This window comes from Consotaella aegiceratis (assembly GCF_036541425.1).
GTDB lineage: Bacteria > Pseudomonadota > Alphaproteobacteria > Rhizobiales > Rhizobiaceae > Consotaella > Consotaella aegiceratis.
This window is the reverse complement of record NZ_JAZHFT010000009.1, coordinates 63,194-79,915: the sequence shown is the minus strand read 5'-3', so window position 1 is coordinate 79,915 and position 16,722 is coordinate 63,194. Positions and strand designations below refer to the sequence as shown.

11 protein-coding genes are annotated in these 16,722 nt (G+C 63.8%); all 11 read right to left on the bottom strand.

Annotated features, from left to right (window positions below; all coding sequences use genetic code 11):
• Positions 1–13 precede the first annotated feature (13 nt).
• The 11 genes from flgK to SMD10_RS08665 all read right to left on the bottom strand — a co-directional run bounded on the left by flgK (position 14) and on the right by SMD10_RS08665 (position 16,636).
• The gene (flgK, locus tag SMD10_RS08715; RefSeq protein WP_331685288.1) at positions 14–1,432 is read right to left on the bottom strand and encodes a flagellar hook-associated protein FlgK; all 1,419 of its coding nucleotides are present in this window, start codon (positions 1,430–1,432) and stop codon (positions 14–16) included.
• 140 nt (positions 1,433–1,572) lie between these two features.
• On the bottom strand, positions 1,573–3,555 hold the full coding sequence (locus SMD10_RS08710; RefSeq protein ID WP_331685287.1) for a flagellar hook-basal body complex protein: 1,983 nt from the start codon (positions 3,553–3,555) through the stop codon (positions 1,573–1,575).
• 199 nt (positions 3,556–3,754) lie between these two features.
• Complete coding sequence (locus SMD10_RS08705) at positions 3,755–4,426, bottom strand: response regulator transcription factor (RefSeq protein WP_331685286.1); 672 nt, start codon at positions 4,424–4,426, stop codon at positions 3,755–3,757.
• A 123-nt stretch (positions 4,427–4,549) separates the two neighbouring features.
• Positions 4,550–5,134, bottom strand: a complete 585-nt coding sequence (locus tag SMD10_RS08700; RefSeq protein WP_331685285.1) for a lytic transglycosylase domain-containing protein — start codon at positions 5,132–5,134, stop codon at positions 4,550–4,552.
• Positions 5,079–6,896: a flagellar hook-length control protein FliK gene (locus SMD10_RS08695; protein WP_331685284.1), complete on the bottom strand. Its 1,818-nt coding sequence runs from the start codon at positions 6,894–6,896 to the stop codon at positions 5,079–5,081. The genes SMD10_RS08700 and SMD10_RS08695 overlap by 56 nt, the downstream gene beginning before the upstream one ends.
• Positions 6,897–6,898: 2 nt before the next feature.
• The gene (locus SMD10_RS08690; RefSeq protein ID WP_331685283.1) at positions 6,899–8,164 is read right to left on the bottom strand and encodes a hypothetical protein; all 1,266 of its coding nucleotides are present in this window, start codon (positions 8,162–8,164) and stop codon (positions 6,899–6,901) included.
• A complete protein-coding gene (locus tag SMD10_RS08685) occupies positions 8,161–9,324 on the bottom strand; it encodes a flagellar motor protein MotB (protein ID WP_331685282.1) in 1,164 nt (387 codons plus the stop codon). Before SMD10_RS08685 ends, SMD10_RS08690 begins: the two co-directional genes overlap by 4 nt.
• A complete protein-coding gene (locus tag SMD10_RS08680) occupies positions 9,321–10,097 on the bottom strand; it encodes a hypothetical protein (RefSeq protein ID WP_331685281.1) in 777 nt (258 codons plus the stop codon). The genes SMD10_RS08685 and SMD10_RS08680 overlap by 4 nt, the downstream gene beginning before the upstream one ends.
• Entirely contained in the window at positions 10,094–11,827 is a 1,734-nt protein-coding gene (gene fliF / locus SMD10_RS08675) for a flagellar basal-body MS-ring/collar protein FliF (RefSeq protein ID WP_331685280.1), read from the bottom strand. Before fliF ends, SMD10_RS08680 begins: the two co-directional genes overlap by 4 nt.
• A gap of 314 nt (positions 11,828–12,141) precedes the next feature.
• Complete coding sequence (locus SMD10_RS08670) at positions 12,142–13,779, bottom strand: flagellin N-terminal helical domain-containing protein (RefSeq protein ID WP_331685279.1); 1,638 nt, start codon at positions 13,777–13,779, stop codon at positions 12,142–12,144.
• A 361-nt stretch (positions 13,780–14,140) separates the two neighbouring features.
• On the bottom strand, positions 14,141–16,636 hold the full coding sequence (locus SMD10_RS08665; protein ID WP_331685278.1) for a flagellin N-terminal helical domain-containing protein: 2,496 nt from the start codon (positions 16,634–16,636) through the stop codon (positions 14,141–14,143).
• Between the last annotated feature and the right edge of the window lie 86 nt (positions 16,637–16,722).

Here is a 16,722-nt window from a genome sequence, read left to right as displayed (position 1 = left end):
AGGGTCCCCGATCTTAGATGCCGTTGAGGAGGATATCGAGCATCTCGTCGATGGTCGAAATCAACTTCGCCGAAGCCTGGTAGGACTGCTCGTATTCCAGCAGCCGGGTCAGTTCGTCGTCCAGATTGATGCCCGTCGCGTCCGACAGGGCTTCCGTCGTGCGCTCGAGAATGGTGGTCGCGTAGTCCGCCTCGTCCGTGGCGTTGGAGCGCTCGCCCTCCAGCCATCCGACCGACGAGGCAGCGAAATCGACAAGGGTCGCGCTGGTTTCGATGCCGGCGGAGGAATCGAACGTGACCGTCGCGTTCAGATTGTCGATCAGTTCGTTGATGCGATCGGTGTAGCCGGAGGCGTCGTCGGTGTTGTAGTCGACGCTGGCGCCATCGCGGAACGGATAGTCGCCCATGTCGTCGGAAATCGAAATGCGACCCGCCAGGCCATTGACGTCCATGCTGTCGGGGTTGTCGGCCTCGCTATCGGTGAAGACGCCGAAAACTTCATCGCCCGAATCGCTTTCCGAGAAGGCGAGCACGAGTTGCTGCGCAATCTGATCGAGCTGGTTCTGATAGGTCAGGCAGACCTCATCACGCAGCTGCGTGAGGCCGTAGATCGAGCCGCTCTGGATCGGCATCGTGGCGTTCTCGCCGGTCACGGCGACGCCGTCGATATAGAGGCTGTTGCCCGCTTCACCCGCCGTCAGCGGAACCGTGGCGGAATAGCTGACCGTGCGAGCCGTCGTCTCGAACAACGTGACGCCGGAATCGGTGTAGAGCACCATGTCGTTGTTGGCACGCGTCTTGACGGTGATGCCGACATATTCGGACAGTTGCGAGACGATCTGGTCGCGCTGATCGATGTAGTCCGTGACGTCGGCGCCGGTGGTGGTGCCCTTGACGATCTTGTCGTTGAGCGCCTGGAACTGCGCCAGCAGATCGTTCATCTCGTCGGCGGCGGTGGCAATCGCGTCATCGGCATCCTGCCGGACCGTCTCAATGACGTCGCTGGCGTCGTTCAAACCCTGGACGAGGTTTTCGGCGGCCTGCATCGCCGACCGGGCAAGGTCGGCACTGTCGGGGCTGGCGGAATAGCTGGTCAGCGCATCCTCCAGCGCGCCAATCAAAGCGGCTGGAGAAATCTCGTCCTCGGTATCCCCGACGGTCAGGCTGGAAAGCTGTTCCAGACCGTCGGTCAAGGCCGTCAGAGAGGCGCTCTCCGAGGTCGCGTCCAACTTGTTTCGAAACAGCGCGATGTTCGTCGACTGAGCGACGGACATCACCGTGACGGTGCCGTCCGCTCCGGTGGAAACATTCGCGTATTTGCGCGTGGCCGTCGTCGAATTGACGTTGGCGATGTTGCGCGACACGATCGACGTCAGAGTCGAATTCGTGGCGATAGAGGATTTTGCGCTGTCGAGGGCGGAGGTGAGCGACATTGAGGGCCTCTGGTTTCACGAAGTAAGGACGCGCATGGATCACGATGCCGCGTCCTTCCCACGCTTCTATTGCGAGGGGGCCGGCGGATTGGCCGGTACCCCTCTCCCGTTGCGCCATGAGCGGGAGAGGGGCGGCGGCCTTACCGCACCAGGTTGACCAGCACGTCCAGAATGTCGGCCCCGGTCTGGAAGGCCTTGGAGTTGGCGGTGTAGCCGCGCTGCGCCGCGATCATGTCGGTGAGCTCGGTCGCCAGATCCACGGTGGAGAGCTCCACGGCGCCGGAGACGAGGCTGCCGAAGCCGCTGTCGCCGCCGAAGCCAAGGGTGATGGCGCCCGACTCCGTGGTCGTCGCATAGGCGTTGCCTGCGACATTGGCGAGGTTGTCCGGGCTTTCCACCGTGGCGAGCGGGATCTGGTAAAGGTTGAGCGTGGTGCCGTTGTCGAAGACGGCACTGACGATACCGTCAGCGCTGATCTCGACGTTGCTCACGTCGCTCGGTGCATTGCCGTTGGTCGTGCCTTCCAGGAGCTGATAGTCGGCGCCGAGCTGGGTGATGGACGAGATGTCCATGGTCATCTCTTCGCCATTGGGAATGGTGAAGTTGAGCTCGTCGGTCGAGGTGAGCTGGCCGTCGTCGTCGAAGGTCAGCGTCTGAGTGGTCAGCGCGGAGCTCGAATAGGGGAATTCTCCGGTGTCGGCGTCGGCGTCGGCACGGTCATAGACGGTGATCTCCCAGGTGTTGTCGGAGACCTTCGTCATATAGATGTCAAGCGTCACCTCATTGCCGACGCTGTCATAGGCGACCAGAGACGTCTTGTTGGTATAGGTGGATTCGGAACTGTTTTCGGAGGGCAGCACCCGGTCGGCGCCGCTCGCAAGGGAAGCCGTCGCCAGCCCGAGCTGCGTGGTCGTGGTGCCGTCCCCGTCGACAGCGGTAATGCTGTCCAAGGAGATGCTGGTGTTGGTCGCGCCATCCGATGCCGTGCCGAGGCTCAGGCTGATGTCGGTGCCGGACAGGCTGACCGTCACATCCGTCAGTCCGGCGGCGGTGATGGCGCTCTGGAGGGCCGATTTGAAGGCGGAAGCCGACGCCGTGTTTGTGGAGGTCAGGACCAGGTCGACATCGACGGCCGTGCCGCCATCGACCGAAATCGAGTAGGTCAGCGTGTCGCCGACATTCTTATCCGTCGAATCGTAGGTTCCGAGGGCAACGCTGGCATAGCTGCCGCTTGCCGCCGTACTGCCGGTCGCAGCACTGAGGCCGAGCGTGCTGGTGGTGATCCCGTCACCGTCGGTCAGCTGGATATTTTCCAACTTCAAAGTCGATGAAGCACCGGTCTCCGCCGTCGAAAAAGAGATGACCTTCGTGCTTGAATCCACGCTGGCGACGACCTCACCCGAACCGAAGGTATCGTCCAGCGCGTCCTGCAAGGCGTCTTCGAAGGCGCTGGTGCTGGCAATGTTGCTGGATGTGACGACGAAGGATACCGTCTTGGCAGTTGCGCCGTCGACCGAGATGTCGAAGCTGATCGTATCGCCCACGTTGTACCCGGTCGTGCTGAACACTCCGGCGTCGATCGTGGCGGCAGTGCCACCATTATCGGAATCGACGTCCAGGTTCACCGCGAGGGTGCCTTCGGTTGTCGGCGTTGCAATCAGAGACGAAACGCTCAGGTTCACCGCCTCCAAGCCGGCATAGCCATTCGCCACCCCGACCGTATCGCCGTAGGGAAGCGGATAGCCCATCAGCGTGTAGCCGGCCGAATTGACGAGATTGCCGTCGGAGTCGAGGACAAAGGAGCCGGCACGGGTGAGGTAGTTGTTGCCGCTGGCGTCGCTGACCACCATGAAGCCGTCGCCTGAAATGGCAAGGTCGGTCGTGGAAGTGGTGTAGGACAGGCTGCCCTGCTGGCTCACGAGATTGCGGGTCGTCGTCGAGACCACACCGGAATTGTACACGGTCGTCGATCCGGACGACGAAACGAGGGTCGAGAAATCCGTCTGAGCCCGCTTGTAGCCGTTCGTGTTCGAATTCGCGATATTCTCGGACACGGCGCTCAGGCGGTTGGCCTGTGCATTCATGCCGGAGACGCTGGTACTCATGATTCCGTAGATGCTCATTCCCCGATCCCTCTTTCACTCAGGAAATCCATGGAACCAAGGAGTAAGCACGGAGCCTTGCGCGTAGCTGTTGCCGACCGCTCCGAAGCCGATGAAATCTTGCGCAATGCCAGTCTGAAAAATAAAAATCCCCGCCCGATAAAAATCGAGCAGGGATTTAACTTAAAATTAACTATAAACGACTAGACCAAGAGGCTTTTCAGTCGATCCCGATGCCGTAGCCGAGATAGCGCTTGGACGAAACCGGATCGTAGCCCAGGCGCATCTTCAGCTTCTTGCGGAGCTTCGAGATGTGGCTTTCGATGACGTTCTCTTCCACGTTCTCGTCGAAGATGCCGTAGATCGCAGAGAAGAGCTGCTGCTTGGACACGCGGCGCCCCCGATTGGCGACCAGATACTCCAGAATGCGGCGTTCGCGGCGGGGTAGTGCGATGGACTCTCCGGCGACCTCGGCGTCCCGACCGTCGGAGTAGACCGCGATCTCGCCGACAGCGGTGCGTCCGCTGTCGGTGCTCTCGCGGCGACGAATGGCGCCGACACGAGCCAGGATTTCCTTGACATGGACGGGCTTGGCGACGACGTCGTCGACACCGGCGGCGAAGAGATCGAGCGTGCCATCCAGGCTGCGGGCCTCGGCCAGGGCGATCATCGGGGCCTTGGAGCGGCTCCGAATCAGGCGCGGGCAGGTGGGGCGATCACTGAAGTCCCCCAACAGGAACGCCTCGACGGCCGACAGATCCGTCTCCGGCGCCGTCTCAACCCACTCGCGGAACTCGTCCGGGCGAAAGCCCGCAGCAGAGATCCCCTCACGTCCGAACAGGGACTGATATCCGTCGGTCACCAGTTCGCGGTCGTCCACAACAACGATCATCACACACCCCTCGAATCGCTTGTTTTTGCTTATGCTCTAGGGGTACGCTGGAGCGGAGTTCCTTCCTATCCTCAAATTTTAGTAGATTGTTAAATTTCCTTACCGGACAGGGTTAACGAGGCGTTAGCCTTTACAAAATCTTTGGGATTCCGTCGTCCATCGGCCGGCGCCGACAGCGATCATATTTTCAATGACCCGGCAGACGTAGCGCTTCTGCGCCGGGTCGTTGTTGGGGCCCGCGTGGTAGCGGGCGACGGCCATGGTCCAGTTGCCTTCGCGTTGACGCAGACGCGCCAGGAATTCGGCGGCGTAGCGCACATTGCGCTCGGGATCGAGCATGTCGGAAACGCTGCCGAACGCCTCACCGTGATAGCGGTGGTTGATCTGCATGCATCCGACGTCGATGAGCTTCGTGCCCTTTTTGCGGGCTGCCTCGAAGGCGGCGACGGCGCCGCCTTTGTCGTGGGGAAAGATCGGCTTGCCGGCGACGTTGAGAGCGAAGGGCGACATCGTGCCCTTCCGGCCGGTTTCGGCAAGGCCGACGGCATAAAGGATCGCCAGCGGCACGTGGAGGGAGCGAGCGGCCTTTTCCATCGCCCGCTCACAGGTTGCCGCCTCTGCGGCGATCGGCTCCGAATGCGCGACGCCGGAGCTAGAGATAGACAGAAGAACCGCGAGCGCGGTGCGGCGCAGACGCCTCGTCATCATGGCTGGGCTGCCTTTCTCCACCGCGGCTCTGCTGCTGGCGCGAGCTCTGCGAATCGGCCGACTGCTCTCCACGGGAATTGTCGGTCGCACCGTTGCCGTTCGACTGGCCGCCGGTCGCAGAGCCTGCATCGCTTCGTGCGGCCAGGTTGTCGCGTGCCACGATCTTGATCGACGCGTCGTCGAGAGAGAAGCCGGCGCCCTGCAGGAGCTTGCGCAGGCTGTCGCGATCGTTGGCGAGATGCTGCGCCGTTTCCGGTTCGCTGGCGGCCAGTTCGACCGACAGCTCGCCGTCCACCAAGCGCATGGAGACTTCGAGCTGGCCGAGATGTTCAGGCTGCAGCTGGATGAGCATGGTCTTCAGTGCCGCGCCGCCGGCCTTCAGCGCCAGCCCGGTTTCCGACTGAGGCCGCTGGGCTACCTCGGCGCGCCCAGTGGGATTGAGTGCGGAAATGATGCGGTTGGCCACCTGGGTGGTGAGCGCGTTGTCGCCGGAGACCACGGTTTCCAGGCTCGCGTTGACCGCTTTCGTGGTGCTCGTGGACGTGGAAGTCGTCGAGGCCCCGTCCTTCGCCTGCCCGGCCGTGCGAGGGGTATCGGACACGGGAGCCTTCTCCCGCAGCGAGCCTTCGCTCGCCTCTTCGTTGCCGCTGCCGGTTTCGGGCTGTGCCCCGCCGCCCGTCGCTCCATTCTGCACGACGGTATCGGGCTTCACGGCCGGCTTGTCCGAAAGCTGGGCGCTTGCCTCGGTTGTGTTTCGCGCTCTCGTCTTCGCCGACTGATCAACCTCGGCGGTCCTGACAGCGGCACCCTCGACGGTGCGCGCTCTGGCCGGCTGATCGCCGTCGACGGCCGCTTCCTCGGACCGGCCGAGAGTGGCGAGCGTCTTGGTGATGTCGCTCGGCGCATCGTCGCTTTCGGTCTCGTCGGTCATAGCGCCGGCGAGCGCGCCGGCCTGCTGTGCATCACCGGCGCGAACGGACAGATTGCGGGCCGAAGAGGCGTTCTCCAACACCACGGCCTGATCCGCGTTCGGCTCGAAATGCGTTTCCATATGGACCACGTCGACCTTGAGACGCGGCATGCTGCCGTCGCCCTGCCCCAGCGCGGCCCGCATCTTGAGACCGAGCGAGGACGATAGGGACTCCAAGGAATCCGTCTCGGCAAGGTCCGGCGACGCCAGCGCGACGGCATCCGAGTCATCCAGCTTAAGCAAGTCGATCAAGTCGCCCGGCATGTTCTGGATGCTTGCCGATCCGACGGCCGAATCGCCCTCCGCCGCCGGACTGTCGGCCACGATGATCGCCGGATACTGCATGGCTTGCGCGATCCCAGTGATCGCCACTTGGTCAGGCGCCATTTGATCGGCCGTAACGTGGTCAATTGTCACCTGGTCGGGCGCCGCCCGCACGACATCTTGACCCATGCCCTCCGAGCGGCCGGCATAGCTGGCGCAGAGCACTTCGGCCAGACGCGCGCCGAACGTCCGGGCGACCTCTCCGGCCTGGTCCCGGTCCGGCTTTTTGGCATCGCCCGGCAAACCGGTATCATCGTCGACGACGTCGGCTTCGTCCTGGGCGGCCTGCGAGGCCGCTTCCGTATCGGATGGCTTGGCGGCTTCCTTGACCGCATCCTTGACGGACTCGTCCAGAGCGCGGTGAAATTCCTCTCCCGCCGTCTTCTTGTCGGCGTGCGAACCCCGTCCCTTGGCGCCCTGGACGGGAACCTCCGCCTCGATCAAGGCGGGAGTGAGTGCAATCGTCATGGTTATTCTGCCTGGAGGTCCTGGGAGACTTCTTGCAAGAGACGCTGAGCGCGCTCGGCTACGGAGGCCACGTCGGTGGCCTCCTCTTCGATCTTCGTATCGGCGACGAACTTCGGAGTGGAAGCCTGGCGGATCTGTTCGAGCACCGTATAGGCGGCCTCGCGCAGATCCTGGTCGGCTGGACGCAACAATGCCGGATCGAGCGCATTCAACGTGGCCGCCGCTTCGCCATAGTCGACGTCGGCCAGCGATGACGCGATCGAATAGAGCGTGGCTCTCTGGCGCTCCTCGCGCGATCCGGTATCCTGGTTCAAGGCCACGCGGGACGCTTCGGCTGCCAGCTTCAGATTGCCTTCCACGAGCGCCCGACGACCGACCGCCAGGAAGATCGACAACCGCGCTTCCGGGTCGAGACGGGCCGTCGCATCATCGATGCTTGCCACGGTCGCCACCTCGTCGCCGCTGCGGGCGGCATAGGCCGCCGCGAAGCGCGCCTGGAAGTTGGCCGCATAGGACGAGCGAGCGAAACGATCGAAATACTGGCGTGCCAGGTGATCGGCCTTCTCGTGGTCTCCGGCTTCGTCGGCCAAGAGCACTTCCAGCCGCAGCGCCGCTTCCTCGATCAGCCCGCCTGGCGTCAGCAGTCTGGCCCGGTCGAGATGGGCGATCGCCTTGGCTGAATCCTCCAGTTGGTCGATCTGCCCCAGCGCCAAGCTGATATGCCCGGCCAGCGCGGGGTCCATCGCCCGGAAGTCCAGGCTGCCCAGCTTTTCGCGGGCCTCGTCCTGCCGGTTCTCGACATAGGCGAGCGCCCCCTCGAGCAAGGCCTTGTCGTCGCCCGTCAGGGAGGTCCGGCCGAGAATACTGCGCGCCACCGTCGGCGGACCGCCGCTCAGAATGAACAGAGCGGCGGCGCGAAGATTGCGCGGATCGCTCCAGAACTCCGGGTCGGAGTCGCGAAAGACCGGTTCGAACCGACGCAGCAGGCGTGCCTGCACCGCGATCGCCCGGTTGTTGCCTCTCGCCACCTGATCCTGCAGAAACTGCAGCGACCGGACGATCTCGAAGGGCATCGGCGGACGGGTCAGTTTCCACGGTCCCCGGTCGGAGCTCTCGCCCTCCGAGGTCTCGTCGGCGGACGCCTCGGCCGTTGCGGCATGCGGGTCGCCATGTCCATCCGTTTCCTCGGCAAGGGCCAGGCGCATGCCGGCCCCCGTCAGCGCGAGCGCAGCACCCAGCGCCAGCCAGGACAAGCCGCGCCGTCTCATGCCGCCGCCTCGGTCAGGAAGATCTCGATTCGCCTGTTGGCCGCGGCATCCGGGTCGTTGGGCGTCTTCAGATTCCGGTCAGCCATGCCTTCGATCGACTTCACCCGATTTTCGTCCAATCCGCCGCGAACCAGCATGTAGTAGGCCATCTGAGCGCGGTCGGTGGACAGGCGCCAGTTGTCGTAGGTGCCGCCGTCCTTGTACTGGCGGCCGTCAGTGTGGCCGCGGATGGAAATCGAGCCCTTGCGCGTCGACAGGATGCGAGCGATCTGCTCCATCATCTGGATGGTTTCGGCCTTGGGCTTGGCGGAGCCGATCTCGAACATGCCGCCCTTGACGTCGTCGGCCAACGAGATGGTCACGCCGCCTTCGCCTTCGCTGACTTCGACCTTGGTCTGCGCGCCGGGCGCGAGTGCCGCCAACTGCCGCTCGATCTCCTGCTTCAGCTCCTGCGTCTTGGTCGGCTTGGTCGCTTCCTTCGCCTCGGCGATCTCGGTGTCCTTCTCGTCCTTCGACGCCGCACCACCATCGGCTTCGTCCGATTTCGGCTCCTTGACCACCACGGTGGTCTTGAACTCCGGCAATGCTTCGGCCGCCTTTTTCGTGGCCTTCACCGCATTCGGCTCCAGCTGCCATGAGGTCGGATCGAAGGGATCACGATAGGCGTCGCCGCCGTTCAGTCCCGGCATGCCGCTGCCATCGGGCGTGTTCTCGTCCTCGAAGCGCTCGCCGGTTCCAGGGCCGCCCTCGGCGGCGATCTCCGCCAGAACGGCATACGGGTCGGCGAACAGCGCCTTCTCCTCGCCACCCTTTTCGGGGCCGCCGATCGGCTTGCCGGACGCCTCGCCTTCCGATTCCTGATTGCCCGGGCCATAGTCCGGAATGGGTTCGTCCTGCCCCTTGTTGCCCTCGTCCAATCCGCGCGCCGACGGCGTCGAATCGTTCAGCTTGATCGGATTGAAGTACTGCGCGATCTGGGTCTTCGTGGCATCGTCGGTCGCGTTCGTCAGCCACATGACCAGGAAGAACGCCATCATGGCGGTCATGAAGTCCGCGAACGCGATCTTCCAGACGCCGCCGTGATGCTCATCATGTTCGTCATGGCCACGCTTGACGATGATGATTTCCTGATGTTCGTGCGGTTCCGCTCTCGGGCTCACGACAACGCCTCATCCAGAGCCCGCCGCCATGCCGACAGGCGCGTCTCGATTATGGTCGTATCGGCGAGCACGCGAACCTCTTCGGTGTCCTCGCCTTTTTCGAAGGTCACCAGCTTCCTGTGCTCGCCAAGCCTCTCGGAGAGGCTCGCAAGCAGGTCCTCGGGTCCCGAGGCGACGATCTGGAAAGGCTTGCCGTCGAGCGCCATCGTGCGAATGGCGCCGATCAGTTCCTCCACCGTACGCTGCTGGCGCGCCTCCGTCGCAACGGGACGCAGAACGGCACTGAGCGAGGATTTGACGGCACTTTCCAGGCGCTCCAGACCGAGCGTGAAGCGCTCGGCCATGCGAGTCGCCTCCTCCTCGATCCATTCGCGCCGCGCCTCGGCGATCGCGGACTCCTGAGCCTCGGCCGCGCGCTGGCGCTCCTCGGCCAGGGTCTCGGCGAAGACCGCCTCCATTTCGACGCGCATCGATTCGCGCCCGTCGCAGAAGGCCTTCTCCTTGGCCGCCTCGATGTCGAAAGCCGGCTCCGGTTCCAGATCGGCGGGCTCGTGATCGGCCGCATCCTCGACGATCAGCTGGGGCGCCTCGTCGGTGTCGAACGAGATTACCGACTCCAGCTCGGCTCCGCCGCTCTCGTCGTCGACCACCGAGAGATGCTCGAAGATCGGCTGCTCGGGGCGGCTGCGGCGATCGGACTTCGCCGGTCGGAAAGGGGCAGTGCTGCGTTGTTCGAATTCGGAAAGATACTGGGCAAGAGGGATCGCGTTCATGCGGCCTCCTTCTGATGAATCCACTGTTTCAAGATCTCAGCGGCCTGGACTTCGTCGAAGTCGACAAGCTTGGAGAGACGTGCCTGCGGCGAGTTGTGCTTGCTGCGGTTCAGATCCTCGAGCAGATCGGCGTCCATGTCGTCGCTGCCACCGATCGCACCGCCGCCGCCGAAGTCGATGCCGGCCAGCAGGTTCTCCGCCATCTCGTTGGTCAGCTCGCCGCCGTCGCCCAGGCCGGCCATGACGTCGCCTCCGGCGAAGTCGGCGAGCCCCGCATTCTCCAGGTCGAGCATGCCCTCGTCGGCGGCCACGGCGGTGGACGGAGCGGCAGTGATGGCACGAATGGCAGGCTTGAGGCCGAACCAGATGAGCAGGACCGCGACCACGAGAGCCGTCAAGGCGTTGATGAGCGTGCCGGACTGGCGCATGAACATCTCACCGAAGCCAGGCGACGGCACGGGCTCCAGGGCCTCGTTGGATGCCACGAAATCGACGGCGGTGACGGTGATCTGGTCGCCACGCTCCTCCGAATAGCCCGACGCCGAAGCGATCAGCCCACGCACGTCCTGGAGCGCCGCGTCGACCTGTTCGGGCGTGGCGTTCTCGCCGATCGTCTCGGCCAGGCGACCCCGGTTGACGACCACGGCGATGGACAGGCGGTCGACCGAATAGCCGTCGCTGACGGTGGAGACGCGCTTCTCGTTGATCTCGTAGTTGGACAGCTCCTCGCGCCGTTCGGTCTCAGATATGGACTGATTGCCACTGCCGCCGGCCGCCTGATCCTGCGGGATGTTCTGGTCCACCGTCGCCGGCTGGTCCTGAGTCGTGTCGTTGGAATTCGAGGTCTCGCGCACCGAACGTACGGACCGCTCGACCCGGCCGTCCGGATCGAAGATGCGCTCGTCGATCTGCTTGCGGTCGGTGTTGAGGCGCGCAACCACGCTGGACTGGAAATTGCCGATGCCGAGATACGGCGCCAGGGTGCGGCGAATCGAATCCTCGATTCCCTGCGAAACCACCTTCTCGATGCCGAACAGCTTGGTCGGCGCGGCCGACACACCGTCGTCGCCGGAGGCCAGCAGCGTGCCGTCGGCGTTCAGAATCGTGACCTCGTCGACCGTCATCGACGGCACCGCCGCCGCGACGAGATGGCGAATCGCCTGCGCTTCGCTGAACGCCTCGTCATTGTCGGTGCGAATGACGACGCTGGCCGAAGGCTTCTGGCTCTCGCGCCGGAAGGAACCTTCGTCGGGCAGGACGATATGCACGCGCGCGGCGCGCACGCCCTTCAGGGTCTGGATCGTTCGCGCGATCTCGCCTTCCAGGGCGCGAACCCGCGTCACCTCCTGCATGAAGGAGGTCAACCCCATCGAACCGAGTTCATCGAACAGTTCGTAGCCGGCGCTTTCGGAGCGCGGCAGGCCGTTCTCGGCGAGAAGCGCGCGTGCCGGCCCGGTCTGCGAGAACGGCGTCATGACCGTATCGCCGGCGGTGTTGACGTCGAACGGGATGCCCGCGTCGGCAAGTGCGGCGGTGACGCGTGTGACGTCGGCTCGGTCGAGCCCGGAATACAGCGTCTCCATGTCGGGACGACTGAGATAGTATGCGCCGATGCCGACGATCGCGACAATCAGCGCGCCGACAATGGCCAACGCGCCCAATCTCCGAGGCCCCAGGGCCCCGAGATTCGCCATCACCTGCTCGATCTGTTCGCGTCCGACGAACGCCATGAACGCCCCCTCGATGCCATGAGCTGCACTTGCAGACGGACTATCGCGGGACAAGCTTGCGCGGGGATTAAGCTACGGCTAACGAAGATTAACGCGCCGACGGTCCGACGATCCGCAGCGTCAGGGCGGCAAGGGGTCTGGCAGCTCGAAGAATTAACGTTCTCAGTGAAGCTGCGGCACCTCCGTCCATCGGGGATTCAGCGCACAAAAAGCCCCCGAACCGCGTGGGATCCGGGGGCTCAAGTTTAACAGCATCGACGTCAATGCATCAGTGCAGCGTCGGCGTGGACGACTCGTCGTCCGGCATCAGCGCCTTACTGAAAAAGCGACAGGATGTTCTGAGCCGATGAGTTGGCGATCGACAGTGCCTCGACACCCAGCTGCTGCTGGACCTGCAAGGCCTGAAGCCGGGTCGATTCCTCGTTCATGTCGGCATCGACCAGATCGGAGACGCCCTCGTCGATCGTGTCCATCAGGCTGGTGACGAAGTCGCTCTGGAGGTCCAGGCGGCTCGACACGGCGCCCAAGGTCGCAGCGGCGCTGGTCACCTTGGAGATCGCGTCGTTGATCGCGTTCAGGTAGGAGGTGATGTCCGCATCCGAGGCGGTGACGTCCATATCCAGGATGCTGACGCCCTGGCTGGATTCCACCGAGCTGATCGTGATTTCCGACGTGCTGGTGTCGGACGCCGCACTGTTCGTGAAGACGATCGCGCCCGAATCGTCGACGGAAGCCGTCACATCGCTGATCCCGGCGTCTTCCAACGCCTGGTTGATCACCGTCGCATAGTCGTCGGCGCTGGTGATCTCGCCATCCGCGTCATCGCCCAGGGCCGTGTTGATGGTGTCCTGGTCAATGGTGACGGTGACGGCATCGCCACCGTTGATGGTCACGTCGAACGAGATCGAGTCGTTGGCATCCAGCGTGATCGTGTCATCGAAGGCGGTCGTCATCGTCGCCGTCGACGCATAGGTCGTGGAGCTCGTCGCCGTGCTGGAGTCGAAACCCTCCATGGTGCCGGTGCTGCCGGCGGTGTAGGTGGAGCTGACGAGCGAGACGGAGCTGTCGACGCCATTCGCGGAGGTGATGGTGATCGTGCCGTCACCATTGGCGGTGATGGTGACGCCCGTCACGCCGCTCAGGGCATTGTCGTCAGCATCTTCGGCACTTCCGATCAAGGCGCTGATTTCCGACTCCTCGTCGAAGTCGTTGAAATCGACTTCTGCGGCATCGAGCGTGTACTGAGTGCCGTCGACCTCGATGACGAACTGCAGCGTGTCGCTGGTATCGCCGTCCGTGATGGTCGGGATCGTCAGGGTCAGCGAGGCGCTGGCGACATCGGCCGTCGCGCCGGCCAGGCCGCCGACTTCGGTGTTGCCCGACTTGCCGGCGTCGAGGATGCCTTCGCCCGAGCTCGAGCCGTCGACCAGCGCCATGTCGCTGACGTCGATGGAGATCGAGCCGACCGTCACATTGCCGGAGCTGTCGCGGGTGAAGGAGGAGACGATCGACTTGGTGTCTTCGTAGCTGCTCAGATCGGAGTTCACCGACAGCCAGTTCTCGCCGGAGAAGGACGAGGCGGAGGCGATCGACACGAGCTGATCCTGAAGTTGCGAAATCTCGTCCTGCAGAGCGTCGAGATCGGCACCTTCCGAAGAGGCCGAAGTCAGCTTCTCCTTGATCGAATCGAGAACGTCGAGCGTGCTCTCCAGTCCCTGATAGGCCGTATCGACCGTCGAGGAACCGATGGAAAGAGCGTCGCTGACCGCGGACAACGCCGAATTGTCGGAATTCAGCGTGGTCGAGATCGACCAATAGGCGGCGTTATCGGAGGCGGAATTGATCTTCTGGCCGGTGGAGATCCGGTTCTCGGTCTCTTCGAGCGAGGAATTGGTGCTCTGGAGGACGCGGAGGGCCTGGGTCGCGGCGGCGTTGTAAAGAACGCTGGTCATTGAATGTGCTGTCCCGAAAAATTGTTGATCTTGGGGACATTCCGGGTCGCTGCCGGGATGACGAGCCGGCTTCATGCCTTCGACCGGTCCTGCCCGATCAATTCGTCATGCCGGTAATCTAGTCAGCACATATTAATGGCCTATGAAAATTCGTCGTGTTCGATTTTATTGAATGCTAAACATAACGTCCTCCCGACGAAGCAAAGCGGGGCCGCTTTGTCTGCGGCAGGGAGCCGAGGCCGAACACAAAAAACCCCCGGACCACGAAGGGTCCGGGGGGCTCCAAGTCATGGCCGCACCGACTCTAGGTACTCAGTGCAGCATTGTCGGTTAGGCCGGCTCGTCGTCCGGCACTAACGGCCTACTGGAAAAGGGCCAGGACGTTCTGCGCCGTCGAGTTTGCGATCGACAGAGCCTGGACGCCCAGCTGCTGCTGGACCTGCAAGGCCTGCAGGCGCGTCGACTCGGCATTCATATCGGCATCGACCAGACCGGAGACACCCTCGTCGATGGTGTCCATGAGGTCGGTGACGAAGGTCTGCTGCAGCTCGATGCGGCTGGCCACCGCGCCCAGCGACGAGGCCGCCGCCGTGACGTTGGTGATCGCCTGGTTGACGACCGAGATGTAGGCAGACAGCACGTCCGCGCGGGTCGTGTCATCGACGCCGAGCGCGGCCAGGGCCGAGTCGGAGATGTCGATGTCGGCCACCGAGATGGTGTCGGCGCCCGTGGACGACTCCACGTTGGAGATGGCGACGCTGCCCGAACCGGTCGACGACTTGGCGATCGTGATGGTGCCCGAGCTGTTGGACGCCGTCAGGCCGGTGACGCTGGCGTCGGACAGGGCCTGGTTGATGACGGCGGCGAAGTCGTCGCCGTCGGCGATGATGCCATCGGTCGTGGACAGCGCCTCGTCGATGGTGTCCTTGGTGATCGTCACGGTGGTTGCCGTGCCGCCGTCGATCGCCACGTCGAAGCTCAGGCTGTCGCCGTCGTCGAAGGTGACGGACGAGGAGAACGTCGAGCCGAGAGTGGCATAGGCGGCGGCGGCCGTCGTGGCGGCAGTGCCCGTATCGGAGCCGGCGGTCAAGCCGAGGACCGAAGTCGTGGCGCCATCGCCGTCGACCCCCGCGAAGTTGTCGAAGGCCAGACCGTAGTTCTCGCCCGTGCCGACGGTGGTGACGGTGATGTTGGTGCCGTCGTTGCTGACGGTGACCACACCGGCGCCATAGGCCTCGTTGAAGGCCGCCTGCAGGTTGGTGGTCATGTCGCCGATGGTGCTCGCCGCGGCAACCGACAGAGTTTGACGGTCGGCCGAGATCGAGCCCGAGCTGTCGGTGTAGACCGTGACGTCGAACTGGACCTGGTCACCCGCATCGTAGTTCGTGGCGTCGAAGGCACCGAGGTCGTAGGCCGCCGCCGTGCCCGTGCCGCTGACCGTCGCGGTCACGGCCAGGCCCATGTTGATGTTGGCCGCCGTGGTGCCGTCGCTGTCGACGTCGTCCGTCGTCACCTGGACGATGGCGAAGTTCTGGTCCGCCCCCGTGTCGTCGGTCTCGAACGTGATGGTACCGGAGCCGTTGCCGGACACGCTCAAGCCGCCGCCGAAGGTCGAGCCGTCGCTGATCTTCGTGGCGTTGTCGATCGCGGTCTGCAGGGCAGTCGCGAAGTCCGACTCAGAGATACCGGCGGTCAGCGTGACCGTCTGCGCCTGATAGACGTCGCCATTGTACTGGAAGCGGAAGTCGAGAGTGTCGCCCGCGTCCGACGTACCGGAGAACGAGAAGCTCGAGCTCGCTGCCGTACCCGTTCCGAAGGTCGCAACGGTGCTGTTGGACAGGCCGAGAGCGTCCGTGGCATCGCCGTCGCCGTCGACCGCGGTCACGGACGTGACGGCAACCGACGACGAGGCGCCGGTGGTGGCCGAGGTGATGGTTATCTCGCTGGTCGTGCCATCGACGGCGACCGTCACCTTGCCCGAGCCGATGACGCCGTCAATCGCGCTCTGCATGTTGGTGGCGAAGTCGCTGCCGTCGGACGCGACCGAGCCGAGGGTGAACTCGACGTACTGAGCCGCGGCGCCATCGACAGCGATGTTGAAGGTGATCGTGTCGTTGGTGTCGAAGCCGGCCATGTTGAGGGTGCCGAGCGAAGCGACCGCAGCGGTTGCCGTCGCCGTCACTTCACCAGCCGTCGAAGTGGCCGTGTCGAGACCCTGCGTGCCCGGGGCCGAACCCGTGGCGTCGGTGCCGCCGACGGACAATGCGTTGCCGTCCGAATCGGTGAGCTGAACGGCGCTGTCGAGGATACCCGAGCTGGAGTAGGAGTCGTACAGGACGATGTCCGAGGTGTCGATCGTGATGGTGCCGATCGAAACCGAGTTGTTGGCATCGCGGGTGAACGACGACACGACGCTCTTGGTCGCGCTGTAGCCCGAAACGCCCGAATTGACCGACAGCCAGTTCTCGCCCGAGAAGCTCGAGGAGGTGGCGATCGACTCAAGCTGATCCTGGAGGGCGCTGATCTCGTCCTGCACGGCCTGGGCGTCGACGCCGTCCTGCGTGGCGGAGGTCAGCTTTTCCTTGATGGAGTTGAGAACGTCGAGGGCGTTGTTCAGGCCGGTATAGGCGGTGTCGACGGTCGCCGCACCCAGGCCGAGGGCGTCGGAGACGCTCGACATGGCGGCATTGTCGGACTTCAGCGTGGTCGAGATCGACCAGTAGGCTGCATTGTCCTTGGCCTCGCCGATCTTGAGACCGGTCGAGATGCGGTTTTCGACCTTGTCGAGCTGGTCGTTGGTGCTCTGGAGAACGCGCAGAGCGGTCGTCGCCGCGGCGTTGTAGAGAACGCTGGTCATGGATTTGGTTGTCCCGAAAAACTGTTGATCTTGGGGGACATTCCGGGTCGAGCCGGGATGACGAGACGGCATCATGCCTTCGACCG